The sequence below is a fragment of the Ewingella sp. AOP9-I1-14 genome (assembly GCF_052375995.1).
Classification (GTDB): Bacteria; Pseudomonadota; Gammaproteobacteria; order Enterobacterales; family Enterobacteriaceae; genus Ewingella; species Ewingella allii.
This window is the reverse complement of sequence record NZ_JBQSVA010000002.1, coordinates 155,835-178,588: the sequence shown is the minus strand read 5'-3', so window position 1 is coordinate 178,588 and position 22,754 is coordinate 155,835. Positions and strand designations below refer to the sequence as shown.

The window sequence follows — 22,754 nt, the reverse complement described above, 5'->3', positions numbered from 1 at the left end:
TTTACTCCTGCGGCAAGCATTCAAGGGCGGCCACGGCGGCGGGCCATCCGGCGTAAAACGCCAAATGGGTGAACAGTTCGACCATCTCTTGGCGCTCGACGCCGTTGCTCAGCGCAAAATCAATATGCCAGGGGATCTGCCCGCTGCGGCCAAGGGCGGTGAGCGTCGCCAGCGTGATCAAACTCCGGTCGCGGGGTGTTAAATCCGGGCGTTGCCAGATATCACCAAACAGCACGTCGCGAGTGAGTTCGGACAGTTTTGGGGCAACCCGTTGCAGGGTTTCTCGATTTAAAGGCTGGGACATGGGTAACTCCTGATAAGTGGTGACAGGAGGATTGTTGCTCGGGTATAAGGTTTATAAAATCGAAATATTCGCAATAAAATGTCCATAAAATCGGGAGTGTTATGACGCCTATTACCTCAACGCTGGACCTCGACGCGCTGCGCAGTTTTGTGGTGGGAATTGAGTGCGGCAGCTTTGCTCAGGCCGCCGCGCGCCTGCACCGATCCACCTCGGCGGTGAGCGTGCACGTCAAAAAGCTCGAGCAGCAGTGTCAGGCGCAACTGGTGAAAAAGCAGGGGCGTCACTTGGTGCTGACACCCAGCGGTGAGCGGCTGATGGGCTACGCCAAACGACTTTTGGCGGTCAATGATGAAGCCCTGATGTCGCTGCGGGGTGCGTTATTGCAGGGCAGCGTGCAGCTCGGCTTGCAGGAGGATTTTGGTGAAAGCTTAATTCCGCCGGTGCTCGGGCAGTTCGCCAAAGCCCACGACGGCGTGCAGGTGACGGCGCATATCGCCCGCAATCAGGTGCTGATAGAAGCGACGGAAAGCGGCGAGATGGATTTGGCGCTGATCTGGTGCCAGCAGCCGCCGCACAATGCGTTTATGCCGTTGAAAAGATTGCCGCTGCGCTGGATCTCCACCCCGGATTTCCCCCTCAGCGACTTTATCCAGCGCGGCGATCCGGTGCCGCTGGTGATGTTCGACTCACCGTGCCTGTTTCGCAAATGCGCCACCGACGCGCTGGACGCGGCGGGCATTGCGTGGCGGGTGGCCTTTGTCAGCCAGAGCCTGGGCGGGATATGGGCGGCGGTGAATGCCGGGCTGGGGATCACCGTGCGCTCGGCCATTGGCGTGCCGCACTCGCTGACGTCAAACCTCAGCGCCCAGCTGCCCGCGCTGCCTTCCATGGGCATCGGCCTGATCCAACGCCAGCCGAAGCCCCCGGCAGTGGTGGAACAACTAAAGCAATTGCTATTACTGGAGCTGGAGCGGCAGCTGTGAGCTAGCTCATTAACCCCGCCGCAACGTTTACCGACAGCCCCAGCACCGCCAGATTAAACACAAATGCCAGCACCGACTGGATCAGCGTAATGCGCCGGACTTCGGTATTACCGGTGGCGACATCGGCAGTCTGGCAGGCCACCGCCAGCGTGAAAGAGAAGTAGAGGAAATCCCAATATTCCGGCTTGTCGATTTTATCCGGAAATAGCAGCGCCTTGTGGGACTCCGCGCCGCGCCGGTAATAGAGATGGGCGTAATGCATCGAAAAGGCCGTCGGCAGCAGCGACCAGGAGACAATTAGCGTGGTCACGGTAAGAATTAAATGGAAGGATTTCGCCGTGCCGGAGAGCTGTTTCACCGTGCTCAGCTCCATAAAAATCACCAGCATACTCACCAGACAGGTGATGCTGACCAGCGTCAGCACCTGCGTGGCGCTCTCATCCTGCGACTGCGCCACCTCGCGAATTCGCTCGGGCTTAGCGGTCATCATCTGTACCCAAATCAAAATCAGGTAGAGCCACGCCAGCACATTCCAGCTGACCATTAACCGTTCAAAAACAGACAGATGTACCGCAAATAGTGGCAATAAAAAGTAGCACGCCACTCCCGCGATAATGGCGCAGAGCAGGCGCGGGCGGTTATGAACATAGTGCTTTATGGGGAAGAGGGACATGGCGCGGCAAAACCTCAGGTTAATCAGTTAAGTTAACTGTAGCCGTGAAATGGTTTTCTCACCTTAGGCCCACTCTGGATCGCAAAGATCGAAAAAGATAACAAATTGTTAAAAATCTTCGCGTAGAACAAAATCCAGTCATCTCGCCTGTCATTACCTCTCTCCGCCAAAGTAAAAACTGTCCATTTTTTATCTGCTGCTATTAAACACCATCCCCAATCGCTTTGCGCCAAATGCCCCTGCCTTGTCAGCGCATAAGAAACATGCAAGTCTGCATTTTCTCCTAAAATGAAACGTTGGTTCATCTAGTGAACCGATTGATAATAAAGGAAATTTAATGACGGAATTCAATGTGGCTAGCGTGGATAGCGCGCTGCGTTTGCTTAACCTGCTGGCGGAAAACCCGGGGCTAGGGCTGAGTGCGATCGCCCGCAAAAGCGGCCTCACCAAGTCGCGCACCTATCGCCTATTGTGCACGCTGGAAAACCAGTTTTTTGTCCAACGCTCCGGGGAGCCGGTGACTTACCGGCTGGGGCATCAGCTGCTGGTGCTGGGCGTCAATGCCCGTCGGCAGATTAACCTGACGGAAATCGCCGAGCCGGTGCTCGACCAGCTCAGCCAGCAGTTGAATGAAAACCTGCAAATTCGCCTGCGCGAAGGGAGTGAAATCGTGCAGATCGCCGTGCGCACCTCGCGGCAAGTGCTGCAAGTGCGCAGCGCGGTGGGCAACCGCCGCAAGCTGGGGGCCGGGGCCTCCGGTAAGTTGCTGCTGGCCTATGCGCCGGAAGAGCTGCGGGATGAATTTTTGCAGCAGTCGCCGCAGCCGGAGGCTCTCCGCGCCTTATTAGCCGATATTCGTCAGCGGCAGCTCTGCTGTTCACAGGGCGAATTAACCACGGGCGTCTGGGCATTCGCCGTGCCGGTTTTTGATAATCACAATCGCTGCGCGGCCTCCCTCAGTCTTAGCGCCCCCGCCGGTCGGGCGGAACAATATCAGCAGCCGATGATTGAGGCGCTGCATCGCGCCGCGGCGCAGATCTCTCACCAGTTGGGCAGTCCGGCCTATGGCTCGCTGCCGCTGGCTCCACTCCTCGCTTCCTATCATGACAATAAGGCGGAAATTGATGGCTGATCTCTCAAAAGAGGCTGCACCGGCGAACTCGCCAATGCGCCAGATGAATCCAACTTTGGTACTGCTGTTTATCGTGCTGCTGGCAGTGGTGATGACCTGGGTGCTGGACTCCGGGCAGTTTCAGCATGAAGGCAAAAAAGTGCTGCCCGGCACCTATCAGGTGATCGACAAAAGCTTCTCGCTGGGGCAAGTGGTGGGGCTTGGCGCAGCGGACAGCAGCGCGCAGGCCCAGCCCGCCAGCCTGATTGACGGCTTTCTGGCGATCCCGGCTGGCATCATCAAGCAGGCCAGCCTGATTGTCATGGTGCTGTTCATCGGCGGCATGTTTGGCATTTTGAACGAGGCGGGGGCGATCTCGGCGTCGCTCGAAAGGCTGCTCAGCGTCACTAAAGGCAATATCTACCTGCTGGTGCCTTTCCTGATGATTGCCTTCTCGGCGGGTAGCACCTTTATGGGGCTAGCCAAGGAGTATCTGCTGGTGATCCCCATTGTGGTGGCGCTGATGAATCGCCTCGGGCTGCCGAATATTCTGGGGCTGGCTATTGTGGCGATCGCAGTAAAAGTCGGCTATTTGGCGTCGATCACCAACCCTTACGCACTCTCCATCGCCCAGCCGCTGGTCGGCCTGCAAATTTTTAGCGGCCTGAGCATGCGCGTCTTCTCTTACTGCGTGTTTATGTTTTTTGGCGTGCTGTACGTGCTGTGGGCCATTCGCAAACACGGCAAGCTGAAGGACGCCACGGTGGCGTTTTCCGCCACGCGCCTCTCTTCGCGCCACACCCTGATGATGCTGACCCTGACGGTGGGCATCGCTTTCATGGTGTACGCCGCCAACCAGTGGCAGTGGAAAAACGCCCAGTTGGCCTCTTACTATCTGTTTATGAGCATGATTTTCGCTGCGATGAGTGGTTTAGGGGCCAGCGCCTCGGCCGACGCCTTTGTCAGCGGCATGAAGAAAGTGCTGATTGCCGGATTGCTGATTGGGCTGGCGACCGCGGTGGAAATCGTCCTTAGCCAAGGCAAGGTGATGGACACCCTGATTAACGATCTGGTGCAGCTGGTGGGGCAGCACGGCGCCTATGTCTCGGCCTACGGCATGTTTATCTGCCAGCTGCTGCTCGACATCGTGATCCCTTCAACCTCGGGGCAGGCCGCCGTGACCATGCCGATCCTCGGGCCGCTCGGCCAGCTTTCCGGCGTCGCGCCGCAAACGACCGTGCTGGCGTTCTTATTCGGTAATGGGCTGACCAACATGATCACCCCAACTTCCAGCGGGCTGCTGATTTTCCTTGCCTCGGCGCAGGTGGGCTGGACCCAGTGGGCGAAATTCATCCTGCCGCTATTTATCTTTTTCATGCTGTTGAGCATCGCCATGCTGACCTTTGCCGTTTCGATTGGCTATTAATGAAAACAAGGAGCGTTTTGTGAACAGAAGTCAGTCTGAAGTGGTCAGGCAGGGGATGGTGCGTTTGGCCGATTGCCGGGTAGCGATGCGCGACGGCGTGCATCTGTCGACCGATGTCTATCTGCCGGATGCGCCGATTGCGCGCCTGCCAGTGGTCATCGAGCGCACGCCCTATGACAAGCGCGGGCAGTCGCGCTCGGAGGTGAATCGCGACGGTACGCAGATATCGCGCGAAGCCATGGCGCTGGCGCTGGTCCGGCGTGGCTACGCGGTGGTGTTTCAGGATTGTCGCGGTCGCTACGGCTCGGAGGGAATATTTACCAAATACACTTCGGAAGGGCCGGACGGCGTCGACACGCTGGCGTGGATCCTCCAGCAGTCTTGGTGTAATGGGCAGATTGGCAGCATGGGGTTATCTTATGCCGCCCACACCCAGATGGCGATGGCCTGCCTTAACCCGCCTGGGCTGAAAACCATGGTGCTGGACTCCGGCGGGTTCAGCAATGCCTATCGCTGTGGTATTCGTCAGGGCGGTGCGTTCGAGCTAAAACAGGCCACCTGGGCCTACAAACAGGCAAAAGAAAGCCCCGAGGCGCAGCAAAATCCGCTGATCCTTCAGGCTCTTGAGCAGGAAAATATCCGCGACTGGTTTGCCGCCATGCCGTGGACGCCGGGCCATTCGCCGCTGCGCCACGTGCCGGAGTATGAGGCTTATCTGTTCGAGCAGTGGTCGCAGGGCACCTTCGGGCCATACTGGCAGCAAAACGGTATTTGTGCCGAGGGGAGCTATGAGCACATCCCGGATATGCCGGTGCTGTTTATGTCGAGCTGGTATGACGCCTACGTCAGCTCCACGCTGGATAACTTTAATGCATTTTGCCGTGGGAAAACCGCGCCGCAGCGCCTGATCATGGGGCCGTGGCTGCACGGCGATCGTAATGTGACTTATAGCGGCAACGTGGAGTTTGGCGAGGCGGCGGCCTTTGACGCCAATGTGGAGACTGACTGGCTGAGTTGCCGAATCGACTGGTTCGACCGCTGGCTCAAACCGGCTGAAGCCCAGCCGGAGGGCCATCAGGTTACTGTTTTCTCCATGGGCGGCGGCAGTGGCAAGCAAGATGACAATGGGCGACTCATTCACGGCGGCCAGTGGCTGCACGATGTGCAATGGCCGCTAGCGGAGAGTCAAAAGCAGGTGCTGTATCTGCATGCCGACCACAGCCTGCTGTCGCAGCCGCCGGAGAGCGCGCAGGGCGAATTGCGCTATCAGGCGGACCCGCGCCACCCGGTGCCAACCCTCGGCGGGGCGCTGACCTCCGGCCTGCCGGTGTTTGCGGGGGGCGCTTTTGACCAGCGGGAAACGCCGGAGTTCTTCGGCAGCCGGGGAGACAATCTGCCGCTCAGCGCCCGCTCTGACATTCTGGTGTTTGAAACCGGCCCGCTGACTGAAGACCTGCTGGTGGCGGGGGAGATCCGCGTCCACCTGTGGGTAGCCAGTGACGCGCCAGACACCGATTTCACCGCCAAACTGGTGGATATCTACCCGCCCTCGGAGGACTACCCGCAGGGCTATGCGATGAATATCACCGACGGAATCATTCGCTGCCGTTATCGCAACGGCTGGGAGCAGGAGCAGATGCTGACGCCGGGCGAGGCGGTGGAAGTGGTCATCGAGCCTTTCGCCACTTGTAACCTGTTCCGCGCTGGCCATCGCCTGCGACTGGATATCGCCAGCAGCAACTTCCCGCATTTTGACTGCAACCCCAATAGCGGCGAGCCGGAGGGGCAGGCGCGATTAAAACGGGTGGCGACCAATAGCGTATTTGTTGGCGCGGGGAGAGCCTCAAGGCTGGAGCTGACGGTGAAGAAAGTGAATTAAAGCGGGAGGAGAAGCAGGGTGCAGCCGTGGCGGCTGCACCCTGAGAGTTCGCGGGGATTAACGGTAAACCAGACCCACGATTGAAGCAGACAGCAGGCTCACCAGCGTTGCGCCAACCAGCAGGCGGAAGGCGGCGCGAGCTACCATGTTACCCTGAACTTCTTCGATACTTTTTACGGCACCGGCGATGATGCCGACGGTAGAAATGTTAGCGAAGGAGACCAGGAACACCGACAGAATCGCCACGGTGCGGGGTTCCAAATGGGCAATCAGGTCTTTCATCTGCAACATAGCAACAAATTCGTTAGCCACGATTTTGGTGCCCATGATGCTGCCAGCGGTCAGTGAGTCTTGGCTCACGATGCCGGTCAACCACGCCACAGGGTAGAACAGATAACCGATGATGTCTTGGAAGCTCTTACCGAAGCCGCCGAGGAAGATGGCGTTAACCATCGCCAGCAGGGCGTTAAAGCCAACCAGCATCGCGGCAACGATCATCGCCATTTTGAAACCGGCCATGATGTACTCGCCCAGCATTTCTACGAAGCTGTGTTTCGGCACGTTCAGTTTCGGCATTTGATTATCGGCTTCGTCAGAATACGGGTTAACCACCTGCAACACGGCGAAGGTCGAAAGCATATTCAGGATAAGCGACAGCATCACGTAACGCGGTTCCAACAGGGTCATATAAGAACCCACAATAGACATGGAAACGGTAGAGATCGCGGTTGCCGATAATGTATACATGCGGCGTTCATTAAGGTGCGGAACAATATCTTTAATAGCGATGAAGTTTTCTGATTGGCCGACCAATAAAGAACTCACGGCATTAAAGGATTCCAGACGCGGCATTCCATTAATTTTGGATAAGAGATAGCCGATGCCTTTAATCATTAATGGCAGAATACGTAAATGCTGGAGAATACCAATCAGCGCGGAAATAAAGATGATTGGGCATAATACGAATAAGAAGAAGCTGAACTGGTTGTCATTCACCAGACCGCCAAATACAAAGTCTGTACCGACGCGAGCGTAGCTCATCAAGTTAGTAAACACGCCAGATAGCCCAGAGATCAAGTACACACCGGCCTGGCTGTATAACAGCACCCATGCCAGTGCGATTTCAATCACCAGAATTTGCACTACAAACCGCAATTTAACACCGCGTTTGTTGTAGCTTATCAGCCAGCCGATACCGAATATCATTATAAGGCTCAGAAGGAAATGCAATATATTTGACGCCATAAAGGCTCCAATGAGTGTGAGTGGTGTTTTAAAGCGCGCACTATAGCAGCAACGTCACAAAACTCACCTGATTTTTTCATAATGTTTGTCATGAGCAATCGATTGCGTTCAAAAAAGGAACAAACAGACTCTGTTACTTTAAATAATGCCCTGAAGTGGTGAGAATTTTATTAATTCGCACTATTTTGGTGAGCTGATTTTTATTATAAAGAGCCGCGTTACCCGTATCTCGCTCTTTGCATTACCTGCCAATCTTTATCAAACCCCGGGGAAAATATGTTTACACAAGGACATTTTGTTAACGCTGAGATCCGCATCAAAGAAGAAGTGGATATTAACCTGGCCCTTGCCGCTATTGAGCAATTTTGCGCCGACATGAATAGCGAGGCCGGCTGTTCATTCGCCATGGCATTGCAGGATAAACAGGACTCGCGGCGCATCATTCTCTGGGAACGCTATGAAGATGAAGCCGCGTCGCAGCGCCATTTCGATGAGGCCCATACACAGCGCTTTATCCATTCCGGTCTGACTGAGTTTGTACAGGCCACCCTGTGCCAATTGCCGGTCAAGGAGCCAGTCGCATGAGCCACACGAAAACGTTGAACTGGGGCCTGCTGGGCACCAGCTTTATCTCCGGCATTATGGCCGAAGCCATTGAAAAGCATGACGGCTCGACCCTTTACGCCGTAGCGGGGCGTTCACCCAAAGGGCTGGAGGAGTTTTTAAAACAGCACCCGACGCCAACTCAGTATGACAATTACGACGCACTGATTAACGACCCCGCCGTGGACGTGGTGTATATCGGCCTGCCAAACCATATTCACCATGAATATGTGATGAAAGCCGCCAACGCCGGTAAAGCCATTCTGTGTGAAAAATCGCTGTCAGTGACCATGGCGGACACCGACGCCGCCCTTGCCGCTGTGGAAAGCAACGGGGTGTTCTTCCTCGAAGGCTTGATGTACTTAACCCATCCTTTCGCCAGCAAAATTGCCGAAGTGATTGCCAGCGGCGAGCTGGGCGAGGTGCGTTCCATTAACGCCAGCTACTGCGCGTCCATTGCCCAGTTTGTCAATCCGGGCAGCAAAGGGGCTATCTACAACCTCGGCTGCTACCCGGCGTCGCTGATTCATCTAGTGATGCAGAGCGCCAGCGCGGATGGCACCTGCCCGACGTGGGAGCTGACGGCCCACGGCCGCCGCAATCTGGGTGACGGCAACATCGGCGAGACGGCGGCAACCATTCAGTTCGCCAACGGCGCGCTGGCGCAGCTGCACTGTGCGGAAGATTACGGTATGTTCTGGGCGTTTTCGGTCGCAGGTAGCAAAGGGCGGATGGAAATCATCTCCAACCCGTGGCTGCCAGAGGCGCAGGCCAACGTGATCAGCGTTTTGCCGTATGAAGGGGAAGAGCAGCGCCATGAGGTGAGCGCCGACGGCGACGCCTTCCACTATCAGGTGCGCGCGGTGTGGCAGGCGCTGCAAAACGGCGAGAAAGCCTTGGCTCGCCCGGCGGTTCGCCCGCAGGACTCCCGCCAAATCATGCAGTTGCTGACCGAGTGGGAAAACAAAACCGTCTGCTGATCGGCAAGAAGAATTATGATTCAGGCGCACTCCGGTGCGCCTTTTTTATGGCTGAAGCTAAATAGCTGTCCGATCGCTGAATTGCTGGCGAAAGCGCGTCGGCGTGGTGCCCAGGCGCTGGCGAAAATGGTGGCGCAGCGTCTCCACCGAGCCAAACCCGGCTTCTTCAGCCACCCGTTCAATGCTGACCGTGCTGCTCTCCAGCAGGGCGCAGGCGTTTTCAATTTTTACGCTGAGCATCCATTCCCCCGGCGTGGTGCCGGTAGCGTCGTGAAAACGGCGCAGGAAAGTGCGGCGGCTCATTCCCGCCTCGGCGGCCAGTTGTTCAATCACCAGCGGCGTGTTCAGTCGGGTGCGCAGGCTGTCTAACAGCGGCGAGAGGGTTTTGCCCGGCAGAATCGACACCGGCTGGCGCAGATATTGGGCCTGATTGCCTTCGCGATGGGTTGAAGTGACCATGCGCTGGGCCGTGCGATTCGCCACCTGCGCGCCATAATCACGGCGAATCAGATACAGACAGAGATCCACGCACGCCGCGCCGCCGGACGAGGTGATCAATCTGCCTTCATCGACATAAATGACGCCGTGCTGTACCTGAACTTGTGGAAACTGCCGCGCCAGTTCCTCGGTGCTGTTCCAGTGGGCGGTGGCTTTTTTACCATCCAGCAGGCCAGTGGCGGCAAGGATAAAGCTCCCCGCACAGATAGAAACAATCCGCGAACCCTGCTGGTAGGCGCGTTGCAGCGCGGCAACCAGCTGCGGGGACGGCGCTTCATGCACGCTGCGCCAGCCGGGGATCACAATGGTTCCGGCGTCTTCCAGCAGCTCCAGCCCGCCGTCTACCGTCAGGCGCACACCACCCTGCGCGCCAATGGTGGTGTCTTCCACCGAGGCGACGTCCAAATCATAGAGAGGCGTGCCGAGTTGGTCGTCGACGCGGCCAAAGGCCTCTATCGCCGTGCCAAACTCAAAGGTGCACAGGCACTCATAGGCCAGCAGCACCAGTCGGCGGTTAAAGGGAGCATGCGAATTGAAGGGTGTGAAAGCAGTCATGGCGGGCCTTAGATGAATAGTGGCTAAAGTTGGCACAATATTGACGATACATGGCATCCGTGCCAATTACCACCACGCCTACAATCTTCCATACTGGGCCAACTTAACGTTTGGGTAGGAAGAGTATGAGCACGCCAACAAACACTAAAAATACGCTAGCGCTGGTGGCGGTCTGCCTCGCGGCACTGATGTCGGGGCTGGAGATCTCCAGCGTGCCGGTGATTTTACCGGTGCTGGAGCAGCAGATGCACGCCAGCTTTAAAGACCTACAGTGGATCATGAATGCCTACACGCTGGCCTGTACTTCGGTCTTAATGGCGGTGGGCACGCTGGCGGACCGTTTCGGCCGTAAGCGCGTCTTTTTGGTAAGCATCGCGGCCTTTGGCGTCACCTCGCTGATGTGCGGGCTGGCGGCTACCGCGCCCTGGCTTATTTTCGGCCGCTTCTTACAGGGGCTGAGCGGCGGGGCGATGCTGACCTGCCTGATTGCCATTCTCTCCACCCAGTTCCCACAGGGCAGATCGCGCAGCACGGCCTTCGCCGCGTGGGGCGTGGTGTTTGGCTTTGGGCTGGGGTTCGGGCCGATTATTGGCGGCGGGCTGGTGGCGCTATTTAGCTGGCAATGGGTGTTTCTGGTACACGTGTTTATCGCCGTTGTGACACTGTTTTTAGCCTTGAATAATGTGGTGGATTCACGGGATCCGCAGGCCAAAAAGCTGGATATTGGCGGGCTTGTGACGTTGTCACTCACGGTGTTAGGCAGTACCTGGTTGATAACTCAGGGAAGTACCCTAGACTGGCAAGGCAGTTTGGCCTATGGGCTGGTGGCGCTGACCCTGCTGAGCGCGCTGCTGTTTGTCTGGATTGAACAACGTCATCCTCACCCGATGTTTGATTTTTCGGTGTTCCGCATTCGGCCATTTTCCGGCGCACTGATGGGCTCTATTGGCATGAACTTTAGCTTCTGGCCGCTGATGATTTACCTGCCGGTCTACTATCAGGTCGGGCTGGGTTATAGCAGTCTGGCCACCGGCGTGGCGCTGCTGGCCTACACGTTGCCGACGCTGATTATGCCGCCGCTGGCCGAACGTTTAGTGGCGAAGTTCGGCGCGGCGCGCTTTATCCCGCTGGGGTTGTTCACCCTCGGGGCGAGTTTTATGTTGATGAAAATCGCTGCCGCCAACGGCTGGACGCTGCTGCCCGGCGCACTGCTGGCGGGGGCTACGCTGGGGCTGATTAATACGCCGGTGACCAATACCACTACGGGATCGGTGCCGGGCAACCGGGCGGGGATGGCCTCGGGGATTGATATCAGCGCGCGGCTTATCACGCTGGCAATAAATATCGCGCTGATGGGCAGCCTGCTGGTGGCGGGGATTGCCGCCAGCCTGCGGGAGAATAGTGCGGTGAATATGGCGTCGGGGGAACTCTACGCGCTGGCCGAGCGAGTGGCGGCGGGGGCGGAATCCGCGACGCTCAACGCGGGCATTCAGCAGGCGCTGATTGACGGCTTCGGCAACCTGCTGCTCTACGGCGCGCTGGGCGTCTGGCTGCTGGCGCTGGCAAGTTACCTGCTGTTCAACGGGCGCAAGGGCTGCCCGCACGAACTGCCGCAGTCGGTGCCTTAATTCGCCTCTGCCGGGGTGGGTGAAATATGAACCCGATCACAATTACCCGCTCCGGTTATTTTTCCCCCTTGTAACTTTGAATAGTTCGCTAGAGACTCAGGGCTAGAAAACAGGATTGTTACTGTTCATCAGGCAAAACCTAAACTTTCTGCTTCTTCACCCCCGCCGGTGCAAGAGACAGCAAGTTTAGGTTTTTTTTTGGCCTTTACTCAGGTGCTTAGCGATTCGCCTCTGCACGGCGCAACCACATCAGAACGAGATAAGATAATGGAATATAAGGTTTTAGCGGATGAAATCCTCTCAGGAGTGGGTGGACGGGAAAATGTAAAAAGCGTGGTGCACTGCGCCACTCGCTTGCGTTTCAAGCTTAAGGATAGCGGCAAGGCCAGTGCCGAAACCCTGAAACGCAACCCCGGCGTGATTATGGTGGTGGAGAGCGGCGGGCAGTTTCAGGTAGTCATTGGCAATCATGTCGGCGAGGTGTTCGACGCGCTGGCGATGAAAGGGGAAGAGTCTGGCGACGCCGCCAGCAATAACGGCGTGAAAGAGAACATCTTTGCGCGCTTTATTGATGTAATTTCCGGCATTTTCACCCCGTTTATCGGCATTTTGGCAGCATCGGGTATTTTGAAAGGCTTCCTGTCGCTGGCGCTGGCCCTCGGATGGATGAGCAGCGACAGCGGCGGCTACAAGGTGTTGTTCGCCGCCAGTGATGCCTTGTTCTATTTCTTCCCGATTATCTTGGGTTATACCGCCGGGAAAAAGTTTGGCGGCAACCCCTTTATCACGATGGCAATTGGCGGCGCCATGACTCACCCGCTGATGATTGCCGCTTTTGACTCATCGCTGGCGGCCAACAGCGTGGCGCTGGATTTCTTCGGTATCCCACTGACTTTTATCAATTATAGCTCCTCGGTTATCCCAATTATTTTCGCCGCGTGGGCCTCCTGCTGGCTGGAAAAACGCATTAACCCAAGGTTGCCGAGCGCGATTCGCAACTTCTTCACGCCGCTGGTTTGTCTGGTGGTGATCGTGCCGCTGACGTTCCTGTTGATTGGGCCGACGGCCACCTGGGCGAGCCAGCAACTGGCTAACGGATATCAATATATTCATGGCGTTAGCCCGCTGGTTGCCGGTCTTTTCGTCGGCGCGTTCTGGCAGGTTTGCGTGATTTTCGGCCTGCACTGGGGGCTGGTGCCGATGATGATCAACAATCTCAGCGTACTGGGCCACGACACCCTGATGCCGCTGGTGCTGCCCGCCGTGATGGGGCAAGCCGGGGCCACGCTGGGTGTGCTGCTGCGCACCAAAGATCTTAAACTCAGGGGCATCGCGGGTTCGGCATTTAGCGCCAGTTTGTTTGGGATCACCGAACCAGCGGTGTATGGCGTGACCCTGCCGCTGCGCCGTCCCTTTATCTTTGGCTGCATCGGCGGCGCAATCGGTGCCGCCGTGCTGGGCTTCTACCACAGCACCACATACTCCTTCGGCATGCCCAGCGTGTTCACCTTCGCGCAGATGATCCCCCCGACGGGCTTTGACAGTTCAGTGACGGCGGCGCTGGTCGGTGCCGGTTTCGCTTTCGCCTTCGCCGCCGTGGCAACCTGGCTGTTTGGGCTGTCCGCCAAGGCCGCGCCGCCAGCCAAAGAGAGCCGCAAAGCCGCGACTCCGGCAACCTCCGTCACATCTTCCCCCGTGCGCAGCAAAGAAGCACTTTTTAGCCCTCTGGCGGGCCACTGTATTGCGCTCAGCGAGGTGAAGGATGCCACTTTTGCCAGCGGCATGTTGGGCAAGGGGACGGCGGTTATTCCACAGATTGGGCGAGTCGTTGCACCCTGCGACGGCACGCTGGTGTCGCTGTTCCGCACGCATCACGCCTTAGGGATTCAGAGCCGCGATGGCGCGGAAATACTCATTCACGTCGGCATTGATACGGTGAAACTCGATGGCCGTTTCTTCACCCCGCGCGTGCAGGTGAATGACGAGGTGAAGCAGGGAGACTTGCTGCTCGAGTTCGATTTACAGGCCATCGCCGACGCGGGATATGACCTGACGACGCCGATAATTATCAGCAACAGCGATGATTATCTGGACGTTATTGCTTCAGCCATCGGCCAGCCGGTGGCGGAGCAAAGCCCACTATTGTCACTTTTACGCTAATCAAAGGAGAGACCAATGACTCAACGTTTTCCAGACGGGTTTTTATGGGGCGGGGCCGTAGCCGCAAATCAGGTGGAAGGAGCCTATTTGGCGGATGGCAAAGGGCTGTCCACCTCGGACCTCCAGCCGCAGGGGATCTTCGGCGAGATAAAGCAGCGCGTGCCGGGTGATTTTGGCATCAAAGACAAGGCCATTGATTTTTACCATCGCTTCCCCGAAGACATCAAAATGTTCGCCGAAATGGGCTTCACCGTGCTGCGCACTTCGATTGCCTGGACGCGTATCTTCCCGCAGGGAGATGAAACGCAGCCCAATGAAGCCGGATTGGCGTTCTACGATCGGCTGTTTGATGAGATGAAAAAGTACGGTATTACGCCGCTTGTGACGTTGTCACACTACGAAATGCCCTATGGTTTGGTGGAAAACTACGGCGGCTGGGGCAACCGTAAAACCATAGATTTCTTCGAAAATTATGCCCGTACGGTGTTCGAACGTTATCAACATAAAGTGAAGCACTGGCTGACGTTCAACGAAATTAATATGTCACTGCACGCGCCCTTTACCGGCGTCGGGCTGGCGGCGGACAGTAGCAAACAGGCCATCTATCAGGCAATCCACCATCAGCTGGTGGCCAGCGCCCGCGCGGTAAAAGCCTACCATGAGATTGTTGCAGGCGGCCAAGTCGGCAATATGCTGCTGGGCGGCATGCTGTATCCCCTGAGCTGCAAGCCTGTCGACGTGCTGGAAACCCAGCAGCAGAACCGCGACTGGCTGTTCTTTGGCGATGTGCAGGTGCGCGGTTATTACCCGGCTTACATGAAACGTTTCTTCAAACAGCATCAGATTGAGCTGGACATCACCCCTGAGGATATCGCGACGCTGAAGCATACGGTGGATTTTATCTCCTTCAGTTATTACATGACCGGCTGTGTCACCACCGACCCGCAGCAGAATCAGGCGGCGCGCGCCAATATTCTCAATATGGTGCCCAATCCGCACCTCGCTAGCTCTGAGTGGGGCTGGCAGATTGACCCGGTCGGTCTGCGCTACTTGATGAATGAGTTGTACGATCGTTACCAAAAACCGCTGTTTATCGTCGAAAACGGGCTGGGCGCGCGCGATCATGTTGAAGCCGACGGCAGCATCAACGACGACTATCGTATTCAATACATCAATGACCATCTGGTGCAGGTGCGCGAAGCCATCGCCGACGGCGTAGAAGTGATGGGCTACACCAGCTGGGGACCTATCGATCTGGTGAGCGCTTCTAAGGCGGAATTCTCCAAACGCTACGGTTTTATTTACGTGGATTGCGACGATCAGGGCAAGGGGACGCTGGAACGCCGCCGCAAGAAAAGCTTCTACTGGTATGCCGATATTATTAAAAACCACGGTGCCACGCTAAAAGCCTAACCCGCGATCCTTATCACGTTTGCGCCGCGCTCTGATTGAGAGGATGGCGAGAACTGGTAAAGTTCGGTTCTGGATTGTTACTGCTTAGGCAGGCAAAACCTGATCACTTCTCTGCGGAAGGGGTCAGGTTTTTTGTTTTTCAGGGGAAGGCAATGGAAATCACCAAAATACTCAATAATAACGTGGTGTTAGTGCTCGACCCACAGCATCGGGAACAGGTCGTGATGGGCCGAGGATTGGCGTTTCAGAAGCAGGTTGGCGATCGGGTTGACGATAGCAAAGTGGAAAAAGTCTTTGCGCTGCAAAGCGATCAACTGGTGGCGCGGCTCTCGGAATTGCTGAGCCACATTCCCATGGAGGTGATGACCACCTGCGACCAGATCATCCAGCTTGCCAGCCAGCGATTGGGGAAATTGCAGGAGAATCTCTATGTTGCGCTGACCGATCACTGCTATTTCGCGCTGGAACGGCAGAGGCAGGGCGTGCCTCTGAGCAACGCGCTGCTGTGGGAAACCCGGCGGCTCTACCCGAAGGAGTACGCGCTGGGCGTCGAGGCGTTAGCGATTATTGCCAGTCGGCTGGGTGTCAGGCTGCCGGACGACGAGGCGGGATTTATCGCGCTGCACCTGGTCAACGGGCAGCTGGATGGCGATATGTCGCAGGTGAAACAGATCACCAAGGTGATGCAGGAGATCCTACATCTGGTGAAATATCAGCTAAGGCTGGAGTATGACCAGGAGGCGCTGAGCTACCACCGTTTTGTCACTCACCTGAAGTTTTTCGCCCAGCGAATGTTCAGCCACGCGCAGGTGCCCGACGACGATGTCGCGCTCTACGTCGCGGTTAAAGAGAGCTATCCGCAGGCCTGGGGCTGTGCTGAGAAGATCAGTCTCTTCCTCGCCGCCACCTATCAACGCGCATTGAGCAAGGAGGAGATGATGTACCTTTCCATCAACATCGAAAGGGTGCGCAAAGAAAGTTGTGGAACCAAAACCGCCGAGTGACAACTCATAAAGCATAAAGGCCCGCCAGCGCGGGCTTTTTTGTCTGGTGACACCAGTAGCGGCCAGAATAAGCCATTATCAATCGGCTATTTTTGCGGCATTTATACCTAGGACTCTTCTTAATAATCCATCCATAAGGCGATTTTCCTCACACTTAGAGATAGGTTTTTTTTGCCTCAAATGCACAATACAGGTAGCATCCACCGCCGTTAATACTCTCAATCCAGCACTCCACAGCAGGGTTGGCTGCTGCTTTCACGTAAGTCAGTTCACCGAGTATTTTCAGTTAGGCTAAAAATAATAGAGCGGAACACACCGCGTAAGCGTCAACATCTGCAACCGTTTGCCTGTTGGGAGAATTCAGGCTGCGGGCATTTTTGGAGAACAGGAAAGAATGCGATTACATAGAAAGTCCGCTGAGGCGAAACAGGCCGCTAAGCGACGTTGGTTGGATTCACACGAAGACGGATATCACAAGAGTATGGGCAATCGTCAGGTTCAGATGATTGCCATTGGTGGTTCTATCGGTACCGGTTTATTCCTAGGTGCAGGTGCGCGCTTACAAATGGCGGGTCCGGCACTAGCAATTGTCTACGCGGTCTGCGGTATTTTCTCTTTCTTCATCCTGCGCGCACTGGGCGAATTGGTTTTACACCGTCCAACCAGCGGCAGCTTCGTTTCCTACGCCCGCGAGTTCTTAGGCGAAAAAGCCTCCTACGTGGCGGGCTGGATGTACTTCCTCAACTGGGCAATGACCGGCATCGTGGATATCACCGCCGTGGCGCTCTATATGCACTATTGGGGCACCTTCGGTGATGTACCTCAGTGGATGTTCGCCCTTGGCGCACTGGCCATCGTTGGCACCATGAACATGATTGGCGTGAAATGGTTCGCCGAAATGGAATTCTGGTTTGCGCTGATCAAAGTGGCGGCCATCGCGCTGTTCCTGATTGTCGGCGTGGTGGTGCTGGGCACCGGCAAAGAAGTGGCGGGCGGCTCAACCGGCCTGCACCTGATCACCGAAAACGGCGGCATCTTCCCGCACGGCTTGCTGCCTGCCTTAGTGCTGGTGCAGGGCGTGGTCTTCGCCTTCGCCGCCATCGAACTGGTCGGCACGGCGGCGGGTGAAACTAAAGATCCTGAAACCATTCTGCCGAAAGCCATTAACAGCGTTATCTGGCGTATCGCGCTGTTCTACGTTGGGTCCGTGGTGCTGTTGGTGCTGCTGCTGCCGTGGAATGCGTATCAGGCAGGCCAAAGCCCGTTCGTGACCTTCTTCAGCAAGCTGGGCGTGCCTTACATCGGCACCATTATGAATATCGTGGTTCTGACCGCAGCGCTGTCGAGCCTCAACTCTGGCCTGTACTCTACTGGTCGTATCCTGCGTTCCCTGTCGATGGGCGGCTCCGCGCCGAAGTTCATGTCTAAAATGAACGCCCAGCAGGTGCCTTACGCTGGGATCCTGGTGACCGTGGCAATCTACATCATCGGCGTGGTGCTTAACTACTACGTGCCGTCGCAGGTGTTTGAAATCGTGCTGAACGTCGCGTCGCTGGGTATTCTTAGCTCTTGGGCATTCATCATCGTTTGCCAGATGAAGCTGCGTAAAGCCATCAAAGAGGGCAAGGCGAAAGAGGTGTCTTTCAGAATGCCTTGGGCGCCGGTGACCTCTTGGCTGACCTTAGCCTTCCTGGCGGGCGTACTGGTGCTGATGGCCTTCGACTACCCGAACGGTACTTACACCGTCGCCACTATTCCGGTACTGATTCTTCTGCTGGTGCTGGGCTGGTTTGGTCTGCGTAACCGCGCCAAAGAAGTCAAAGCCGAGCAGGCCGCGCATGAAGAAGCGCACCATGCCGGCGAAGCGAAAAGCTAATTCCTTTTCCCACTGACCGAGCAAACTCAGGAGCACAGCATCGCGCTGTGCTCTTTTTTTACCTGTAAGTTCAACCAGTAACTAATCCGAAAACCCCCGCCATACCGTGCTTTGCCGTCTTTCTTGACTACACTCTATCTTTCTTAAACCAAAATGGAGGCAATATGCTGAAAATCGTCATGCGAATATTTTCCAGTCCTGAGCAATTTTTAGGGCTGTTTAGTGCGAATGACATTCAGGAAACTATCGAGGAGGGTGAGCGTATTCTGATTGATGAAAACGGCATCGCGTCTGTGAATCCTGCCAACGAGCAGGTGCAGCAGGACTTCACCCGTCACGTCAAAAAGATGAGCGTACTTTAATGGCAACAGCAGTATTTATGGTTTTAATGGTGTGCGGCTACTGGTACACCACGCGCAACGTTTCCACGCGCTTTAAACTCAAACGCACCTTTGGCTGGGATGTCTATTTCCTGGTCGCACTGTACGGCTGCATTTTCGTTTTGCAGGGCGTAATGGTGATTGCGTTGGTTTATATGCTGCTGTGGGGCATTTCCATCGGCATTAACTATCTGCCGGAGATGCAGGCCATTCCGCAGCACGTGCATTACCACCGTGACTTCATTAATTGGAGTTTCTTGGGGATTCAAGCCCCTGTGGTGATTATGCTCTGTGTGTCGGTTTTGCTCTGTCTGTTCCGCACTACGTGGTCCCCCGGGCTGCGGCTCAATACCGCCGGTCGTAGGCAGCTTTATAAGCAACTGACCAGCGCCAACGGCGTCGAAGGGATTTTGTATCAGTGCATGGAACAGGGCGACATGGTGTATATCACCCTGAACTCGCATCGGGTATATATCGGCATGGTGCATACCGCGCGCTGTGAAACCTCGTCATCAGATAACGTAGTGGTTATCCCGATGATCAGTGGTTTTCGCGATCGCGACACCCAGCAGTTGGTGGTGGAGCATAACTATGCGGCTTACTACCAGAAGCACTGGATAACCCCGGTGTCTGAGCCGAATAACGCGTTGAATTTCCGCAAGGTGATTTTGCTCAATCAAATTGAGTCACTTTCACTGTTCGACCCGGCGACGGCCTGTGGTTTTGAGAAGTTGGCACCCATCGTGGAGCGCACTTTAGAGGAGAAAGCGCCCGGTGACCGGACGCCAATAATTTAACACCTTTGATTTAACAACAAGCCAGCCTTTATCAGACGAGGGTGAAGCTGAACGTCCCGATGTTTTTGATACCGCCAGTCACCACATCGCCGCGTTTGATTTCACCTACGCCTGCCGGGGTCCCTGTGAAAATCAGGTCGCCGGGTTGCAGTTCAACCGCCTCAGACAGCAGGCTGATCACTTCCGGCACTTTCCAGATTTGCTCACTCAGATGGCCGTTCTGGCGCTCTTCGCCATTGACGCTCAACCAGATAATTCCTTTCACCGGATGCCCCACCTTACTGACCGGCAGCAGCGGGTTAGTCGGCGCAGAGGCGTCAAAGCCTTTGGCTAAATCCCACGGACGTCCCGCCTTTTTCGCCACGGTTTGTAGGTCACGACGGGTCAAATCGACACCCACGGTGTAACCCCAAACGTGCTCCAGCGCGTTGTCCACGGCGATATTTTTGCCGCCAACGCCAATCGCCACCACTAACTCCACTTCATAATGCAGCAGCTCAGTCTGTGACGGATAAGGCACGTTGCCGCTGGCTGGGATCACCGCATCCGCCGGTTTACTGAAGAAGAAAGGCAGTTCACGATCAGGATCGTGGCCCATTTCGCGGGTGTGCGCGGCATAGTTCTGGCCGACGCAGTAAACGCGGCGTAATGGGAAGCGTGCCTCTTCACCTTCAATCGCCAGAGACGGCGTGGTGGCAGGGGGAAATACGTAAGCAGTCATATTGTCTTCCTTCGGTTTATGGCGATGTCTGAGTTGCAGTGTCGCGTAAAACCGCCAAGTTGAAACTGGACAGATCCATGCTGTTTTTGGACAAAAAGAGGATATCGGCGTTAGAAGTCAGTCGGCGACTGGCGGAACTTGCCCGGCGGCACGCCGTGGGCCTGGCGGAAGCGCCGCGAGAAGTAGGCGTCGTCGGTGTAGCCGCACTGGCGGGCTATCTCGGCAATGCTCTCACTGCTAGTGGTGAGCTTCATACGCGCCAGCCGCATTCGCCGCTCCAGCACCAGCTCGGAGAAGGTTTTGCCGATAGTTTTGCGCAGCAGGTGGGTCAAATAGTTAGGAGAAATAAAGGCCGCGGCGGCGGCATCGGTGAGGTTCAGCTGTGGGTCAGCCAACTGGCGGCGGATATAGCGCAAGGTGCGGTTGAGCGCCGCCTGCTGTCCGCGTTTCTCGGCGTTACGCGCCGCCATCTCTTGCAGCGGCTGCTGATAGCGATAACACACCAGCCCGAGCAATTGCAGCAGGTAGCCGCGCAGGCGCAGATCATCGCCAAACTCCCGCTGGCGGTCGCACTGGCGCATCTTCTCCAGCAGCAAGGTTATCTCGGCAAAGTCCTCTTCGGACATGACAAAGTCGAGATACTCCTGAAAGCGAAACGGCGCTAATTCCGGCACGTCAGCCAGCGGAATGTCGTCTAAATCCAGCGTGTCCATGGCGGTATTGCGCAGCAAAAAGGGCGCAGAAATGTTGATCACCATCGAGCGGCCATCCTCGGGATGAGGAATGAAATGCAGGCGGTGCGGCTGAATAAAAGCAATCGTGCGATAGGTAAAGGGGCGAATGGCGCCGCCGATGTGCTGGACGCTATCCGTGCCGCAGTTGAGCTGGATCTGGAAGTAGTCATGTCGGTGTGGCTGCATTAACGCCGGGCGTTCGGACTGATCGCGGATATAAAAGTCAGGGCGGTCGCTGCGCTGCGACATTCCATAAGTCACGCTGGTGGCGGGGGCTGGCATACTTCACATGTCCGAATGACGTTAACGGAATGTTATATTTGCAAAGAGTAAAGCGGATGACCAGCGAATTTGTTCGCCAGCCATCCTGCGGCTGTTAGCGAGTGTAACGGGCGCCCGGCGTGGAGTGGGCGAAGTTGGTCAGCAGGCCAATGCGCGTCGCTTCATGGTCAGTCCACAGCTTTTCATCCTGCAGCGGCGGGATAGTAACTTTCTCTTTAAGGTCAAAGCCGACCAGCGCGGCGTCAACCAAATCAGCCACTTCCATCACCCCTTGCAGGTCGTCCACGTTCTGACCCGCGTGGTCCCAAATCTCAGTTCGCGTCGCGGCTGGCAGCACGGCCTGCACGTACAGACCTTGCTGTTCCAGCTCGCTTTGCAGCGTCTGTGAGAAGGTCAGCACAAAGGATTTCGAGGCGGTATACACCGCTTTATTCAGCTCAGGGGCGAAGGCCATCACCGATGAAATGTTAATGATCGCGCCATCTTTGTGCTTCAGCAGGCCGTCCAGCGCCACGCGGGAAAGACGAGCCACCGAGGTGACATTCAGGCGAATCAGATGATCAATCGACTCAACGTCGGTTGAGCCAAATCCGCCCGGCGTGGTGGAACCCGCGTTATTCACCAGCAGAGAAATCTCCGGGTGTTGGCGGATGAAATCTTCCACGCGCAGCAGGTCGTTATGCTCAGTCAAATCGGCGGCGATGATCTCCACATGAGTGCCCGCCGCGCGCAGCGGCTGCGCCACATTTTCCATGCGTTTGGCATTTCGGGCGACCAGCACCAGGTCATAGCCACGTTTCGCCAGGCGATCGGCGTAAATCGCGCCAATGCCGGTGGAAGCGCCGGTGATTAAAGCAACAGGTTTATGTTGAGTAGATTGCGACATTTGGGTGTTCCTTTTCAGTGTTTGGGTTGGTTTAATTATTAAACTAGATGCATTTGTACGGCAGGTGGTTTTATAATGCAACCAGATTTTTAAGCAGGGCACATTTTGCTACTCGGCCCTGTTCATAGAGAACAGTTTGCAGAGAACAGCTAAGAGAGAACGGCAATGAAAAGAACCCGAATGGATGACAGCGTCTGCCCGGCCACGCGTTCGCTGGATTTGATTGGCGACTGGTGGACCTTGCTTATCGTGCGCGATGCGATGATTGGCTTAACGCGCTTTAGCGAGTTTCAGCGCAGCCTTGGCGCAGCGAAGAACATCCTCAGCACGCGGCTAAAGTCGATGGTGGCTGAAGGGATTTTGCGTATTGAACCCGCCGCCGACGGATCGGCGTATCAGGACTATGTGCTGACGGAGAAGGGTAAAGCGCTGCGCCCGATCATGGTGGCGTTAAGCCAGTGGGGCAGCAAATACCTGTTTGACGAGAACGAACCTTTCACCGAAATGGTGGATAAAGAAACCCGCCAACCTTTGCAAACCATAGAACTGCGTTCACAAGATGGGCGGGTTTTAAGCTATGACGAGATCACGGCCATTCAGCCGCAGAAAAAATAAC

General features: G+C 56.1%; 22 protein-coding genes. 14 read left to right on the top strand and 8 right to left on the bottom strand.

What is annotated here, in order from left to right:
* Position 1: 1 nt before the first annotated feature.
* The gene (locus tag ACT3RT_RS06020; RefSeq protein WP_485903164.1) at positions 2 to 304 is read right to left on the bottom strand and encodes a carboxymuconolactone decarboxylase family protein; all 303 of its coding nucleotides are present in this window, start codon (positions 302 to 304) and stop codon (positions 2 to 4) included.
* A 101-nt stretch (positions 305 to 405) separates the two neighbouring features.
* On the opposite strand from ACT3RT_RS06020, the gene ACT3RT_RS06015 reads away from it, so the two are divergent.
* Positions 406 to 1,287 (top strand): LysR substrate-binding domain-containing protein, encoded by an 882-nt coding sequence (locus ACT3RT_RS06015; RefSeq protein ID WP_396132515.1) that lies wholly within the window; start codon positions 406 to 408, stop codon positions 1,285 to 1,287.
* Position 1,288: 1 nt separating this feature from the next.
* Here ACT3RT_RS06015 and ACT3RT_RS06010 read toward each other — a convergent pair whose 3' ends face one another.
* Together ACT3RT_RS06010 and ACT3RT_RS06005 are read right to left on the bottom strand one after the other, a co-directional pair.
* Positions 1,289 to 1,960, bottom strand: a complete 672-nt coding sequence (locus ACT3RT_RS06010) for a DUF1345 domain-containing protein (RefSeq protein WP_485903163.1) — start codon at positions 1,958 to 1,960, stop codon at positions 1,289 to 1,291.
* A gap of 32 nt (positions 1,961 to 1,992) precedes the next feature.
* A complete protein-coding gene (locus ACT3RT_RS06005) occupies positions 1,993 to 2,265 on the bottom strand; it encodes a hypothetical protein (protein ID WP_485903162.1) in 273 nt (90 codons plus the stop codon).
* A gap of 32 nt (positions 2,266 to 2,297) precedes the next feature.
* Between ACT3RT_RS06005 and ACT3RT_RS06000 the strand changes: the two genes are divergently transcribed.
* The 3 genes from ACT3RT_RS06000 to ACT3RT_RS05990 are packed head-to-tail and all read left to right on the top strand — an operon-like array spanning position 2,298 to position 6,376.
* On the top strand, positions 2,298 to 3,092 hold the full coding sequence (locus tag ACT3RT_RS06000) for an IclR family transcriptional regulator (protein WP_353501786.1): 795 nt from the start codon (positions 2,298 to 2,300) through the stop codon (positions 3,090 to 3,092).
* Positions 3,085 to 4,497 carry a YfcC family protein gene (locus ACT3RT_RS05995; protein ID WP_353501787.1) on the top strand — a complete coding sequence of 471 codons (1,413 nt, stop codon included), beginning with the start codon at positions 3,085 to 3,087 and terminating at the stop codon, positions 4,495 to 4,497. The genes ACT3RT_RS06000 and ACT3RT_RS05995 overlap by 8 nt, the downstream gene beginning before the upstream one ends.
* Before the next feature lie 19 nt (positions 4,498 to 4,516).
* The gene (locus ACT3RT_RS05990; RefSeq protein WP_496202658.1) at positions 4,517 to 6,376 is read left to right on the top strand and encodes a CocE/NonD family hydrolase; all 1,860 of its coding nucleotides are present in this window, start codon (positions 4,517 to 4,519) and stop codon (positions 6,374 to 6,376) included.
* 57 nt (positions 6,377 to 6,433) lie between these two features.
* Here ACT3RT_RS05990 and ACT3RT_RS05985 read toward each other — a convergent pair whose 3' ends face one another.
* The gene (locus ACT3RT_RS05985; RefSeq protein WP_496199788.1) at positions 6,434 to 7,621 is read right to left on the bottom strand and encodes a NupC/NupG family nucleoside CNT transporter; all 1,188 of its coding nucleotides are present in this window, start codon (positions 7,619 to 7,621) and stop codon (positions 6,434 to 6,436) included.
* A 276-nt stretch (positions 7,622 to 7,897) separates the two neighbouring features.
* On the opposite strand from ACT3RT_RS05985, the gene ACT3RT_RS05980 reads away from it, so the two are divergent.
* Together ACT3RT_RS05980 and ACT3RT_RS05975 are read left to right on the top strand one after the other, a co-directional pair.
* On the top strand, positions 7,898 to 8,206 hold the full coding sequence (locus tag ACT3RT_RS05980) for a putative quinol monooxygenase (protein WP_396132509.1): 309 nt from the start codon (positions 7,898 to 7,900) through the stop codon (positions 8,204 to 8,206).
* Positions 8,203 to 9,204, top strand: coding sequence for a Gfo/Idh/MocA family protein (locus ACT3RT_RS05975; RefSeq protein WP_496202657.1), 1,002 nt, complete (start codon positions 8,203 to 8,205; stop codon positions 9,202 to 9,204). The genes ACT3RT_RS05980 and ACT3RT_RS05975 overlap by 4 nt, the downstream gene beginning before the upstream one ends.
* Positions 9,205 to 9,261: 57 nt before the next feature.
* Here ACT3RT_RS05975 and ACT3RT_RS05970 read toward each other — a convergent pair whose 3' ends face one another.
* A complete protein-coding gene (locus ACT3RT_RS05970; RefSeq protein WP_496202656.1) occupies positions 9,262 to 10,257 on the bottom strand; it encodes a helix-turn-helix domain-containing protein in 996 nt (331 codons plus the stop codon).
* Between the two features lie 125 nt (positions 10,258 to 10,382).
* On the opposite strand from ACT3RT_RS05970, the gene ACT3RT_RS05965 reads away from it, so the two are divergent.
* The 7 genes from ACT3RT_RS05965 to ACT3RT_RS05935 all read left to right on the top strand — a co-directional run bounded on the left by ACT3RT_RS05965 (position 10,383) and on the right by ACT3RT_RS05935 (position 19,515).
* A complete protein-coding gene (locus tag ACT3RT_RS05965; RefSeq protein WP_496202655.1) occupies positions 10,383 to 11,885 on the top strand; it encodes an MFS transporter in 1,503 nt (500 codons plus the stop codon).
* 267 nt (positions 11,886 to 12,152) lie between these two features.
* Positions 12,153 to 14,045 (top strand): PTS beta-glucoside transporter subunit IIABC, encoded by a 1,893-nt coding sequence (gene bglF, locus ACT3RT_RS05960; RefSeq protein WP_496202654.1) that lies wholly within the window; start codon positions 12,153 to 12,155, stop codon positions 14,043 to 14,045.
* Between the two features lie 15 nt (positions 14,046 to 14,060).
* Positions 14,061 to 15,458 (top strand): glycoside hydrolase family 1 protein, encoded by a 1,398-nt coding sequence (locus ACT3RT_RS05955; protein WP_496202653.1) that lies wholly within the window; start codon positions 14,061 to 14,063, stop codon positions 15,456 to 15,458.
* Between the two features lie 152 nt (positions 15,459 to 15,610).
* Entirely contained in the window at positions 15,611 to 16,462 is an 852-nt protein-coding gene (bglG, locus tag ACT3RT_RS05950; protein WP_441655972.1) for a transcriptional antiterminator BglG, read from the top strand.
* 394 nt (positions 16,463 to 16,856) lie between these two features.
* The gene (gene ansP / locus ACT3RT_RS05945; protein WP_185687915.1) at positions 16,857 to 18,338 is read left to right on the top strand and encodes an L-asparagine permease; all 1,482 of its coding nucleotides are present in this window, start codon (positions 16,857 to 16,859) and stop codon (positions 18,336 to 18,338) included.
* A gap of 164 nt (positions 18,339 to 18,502) precedes the next feature.
* Complete coding sequence (locus ACT3RT_RS05940; protein WP_353501797.1) at positions 18,503 to 18,700, top strand: hypothetical protein; 198 nt, start codon at positions 18,503 to 18,505, stop codon at positions 18,698 to 18,700.
* Positions 18,700 to 19,515 (top strand): hypothetical protein, encoded by an 816-nt coding sequence (locus ACT3RT_RS05935; RefSeq protein ID WP_496202652.1) that lies wholly within the window; start codon positions 18,700 to 18,702, stop codon positions 19,513 to 19,515. The genes ACT3RT_RS05940 and ACT3RT_RS05935 overlap by 1 nt, the downstream gene beginning before the upstream one ends.
* 31 nt (positions 19,516 to 19,546) lie before the next feature.
* Here the strand turns inward: ACT3RT_RS05935 and ACT3RT_RS05930 are convergent, their stop codons facing one another.
* The 3 genes from ACT3RT_RS05930 to ACT3RT_RS05920 form a co-directional block, all read right to left on the bottom strand.
* The gene (locus tag ACT3RT_RS05930) at positions 19,547 to 20,236 is read right to left on the bottom strand and encodes a fumarylacetoacetate hydrolase family protein (protein ID WP_496202651.1); all 690 of its coding nucleotides are present in this window, start codon (positions 20,234 to 20,236) and stop codon (positions 19,547 to 19,549) included.
* 110 nt (positions 20,237 to 20,346) lie between these two features.
* Positions 20,347 to 21,252, bottom strand: a complete 906-nt coding sequence (locus ACT3RT_RS05925; protein ID WP_496199794.1) for a helix-turn-helix transcriptional regulator — start codon at positions 21,250 to 21,252, stop codon at positions 20,347 to 20,349.
* Between the two features lie 94 nt (positions 21,253 to 21,346).
* Positions 21,347 to 22,138 (bottom strand): SDR family NAD(P)-dependent oxidoreductase, encoded by a 792-nt coding sequence (locus ACT3RT_RS05920; protein WP_496202650.1) that lies wholly within the window; start codon positions 22,136 to 22,138, stop codon positions 21,347 to 21,349.
* 165 nt (positions 22,139 to 22,303) lie between these two features.
* Here ACT3RT_RS05920 and ACT3RT_RS05915 point away from each other — a divergent pair, with 165 nt between their 5' ends.
* Positions 22,304 to 22,753, top strand: coding sequence for a winged helix-turn-helix transcriptional regulator (locus tag ACT3RT_RS05915; protein ID WP_185687911.1), 450 nt, complete (start codon positions 22,304 to 22,306; stop codon positions 22,751 to 22,753).
* Position 22,754: the final 1 nt, after the last annotated feature.

What these genes read in the sequence shown, in the direction of transcription:
- ACT3RT_RS06020 (WP_485903164.1), bottom strand. Translation starts at nt 304, where the DNA reads ATGTCCCAGCCTTTAAATCGAGAAACCCTGCAACGGGTTGCCCCAAAA.
- ACT3RT_RS06015 (WP_396132515.1), top strand. Translation starts at nt 406, where the DNA reads ATGACGCCTATTACCTCAACGCTGGACCTCGACGCGCTGCGCAGTTTT.
- ACT3RT_RS06010 (WP_485903163.1), bottom strand. Translation starts at nt 1,960, where the DNA reads ATGTCCCTCTTCCCCATAAAGCACTATGTTCATAACCGCCCGCGCCTG.
- ACT3RT_RS06005 (WP_485903162.1), bottom strand. Translation starts at nt 2,265, where the DNA reads ATGAACCAACGTTTCATTTTAGGAGAAAATGCAGACTTGCATGTTTCT.
- ACT3RT_RS06000 (WP_353501786.1), top strand. Translation starts at nt 2,298, where the DNA reads ATGACGGAATTCAATGTGGCTAGCGTGGATAGCGCGCTGCGTTTGCTT.
- ACT3RT_RS05995 (WP_353501787.1), top strand. Translation starts at nt 3,085, where the DNA reads ATGGCTGATCTCTCAAAAGAGGCTGCACCGGCGAACTCGCCAATGCGC.
- ACT3RT_RS05985 (WP_496199788.1), bottom strand. Translation starts at nt 7,621, where the DNA reads ATGGCGTCAAATATATTGCATTTCCTTCTGAGCCTTATAATGATATTC.
- ACT3RT_RS05980 (WP_396132509.1), top strand. Translation starts at nt 7,898, where the DNA reads ATGTTTACACAAGGACATTTTGTTAACGCTGAGATCCGCATCAAAGAA.
- ACT3RT_RS05975 (WP_496202657.1), top strand. Translation starts at nt 8,203, where the DNA reads ATGAGCCACACGAAAACGTTGAACTGGGGCCTGCTGGGCACCAGCTTT.
- ACT3RT_RS05970 (WP_496202656.1), bottom strand. Translation starts at nt 10,257, where the DNA reads ATGACTGCTTTCACACCCTTCAATTCGCATGCTCCCTTTAACCGCCGA.
- ACT3RT_RS05965 (WP_496202655.1), top strand. Translation starts at nt 10,383, where the DNA reads ATGAGCACGCCAACAAACACTAAAAATACGCTAGCGCTGGTGGCGGTC.
- bglF (WP_496202654.1), top strand. Translation starts at nt 12,153, where the DNA reads ATGGAATATAAGGTTTTAGCGGATGAAATCCTCTCAGGAGTGGGTGGA.
- ACT3RT_RS05955 (WP_496202653.1), top strand. Translation starts at nt 14,061, where the DNA reads ATGACTCAACGTTTTCCAGACGGGTTTTTATGGGGCGGGGCCGTAGCC.
- bglG (WP_441655972.1), top strand. Translation starts at nt 15,611, where the DNA reads ATGGAAATCACCAAAATACTCAATAATAACGTGGTGTTAGTGCTCGAC.
- ansP (WP_185687915.1), top strand. Translation starts at nt 16,857, where the DNA reads ATGCGATTACATAGAAAGTCCGCTGAGGCGAAACAGGCCGCTAAGCGA.
- ACT3RT_RS05940 (WP_353501797.1), top strand. Translation starts at nt 18,503, where the DNA reads ATGCTGAAAATCGTCATGCGAATATTTTCCAGTCCTGAGCAATTTTTA.
- ACT3RT_RS05935 (WP_496202652.1), top strand. Translation starts at nt 18,700, where the DNA reads ATGGCAACAGCAGTATTTATGGTTTTAATGGTGTGCGGCTACTGGTAC.
- ACT3RT_RS05930 (WP_496202651.1), bottom strand. Translation starts at nt 20,236, where the DNA reads ATGACTGCTTACGTATTTCCCCCTGCCACCACGCCGTCTCTGGCGATT.
- ACT3RT_RS05925 (WP_496199794.1), bottom strand. Translation starts at nt 21,252, where the DNA reads ATGCCAGCCCCCGCCACCAGCGTGACTTATGGAATGTCGCAGCGCAGC.
- ACT3RT_RS05920 (WP_496202650.1), bottom strand. Translation starts at nt 22,138, where the DNA reads ATGTCGCAATCTACTCAACATAAACCTGTTGCTTTAATCACCGGCGCT.
- ACT3RT_RS05915 (WP_185687911.1), top strand. Translation starts at nt 22,304, where the DNA reads ATGAAAAGAACCCGAATGGATGACAGCGTCTGCCCGGCCACGCGTTCG.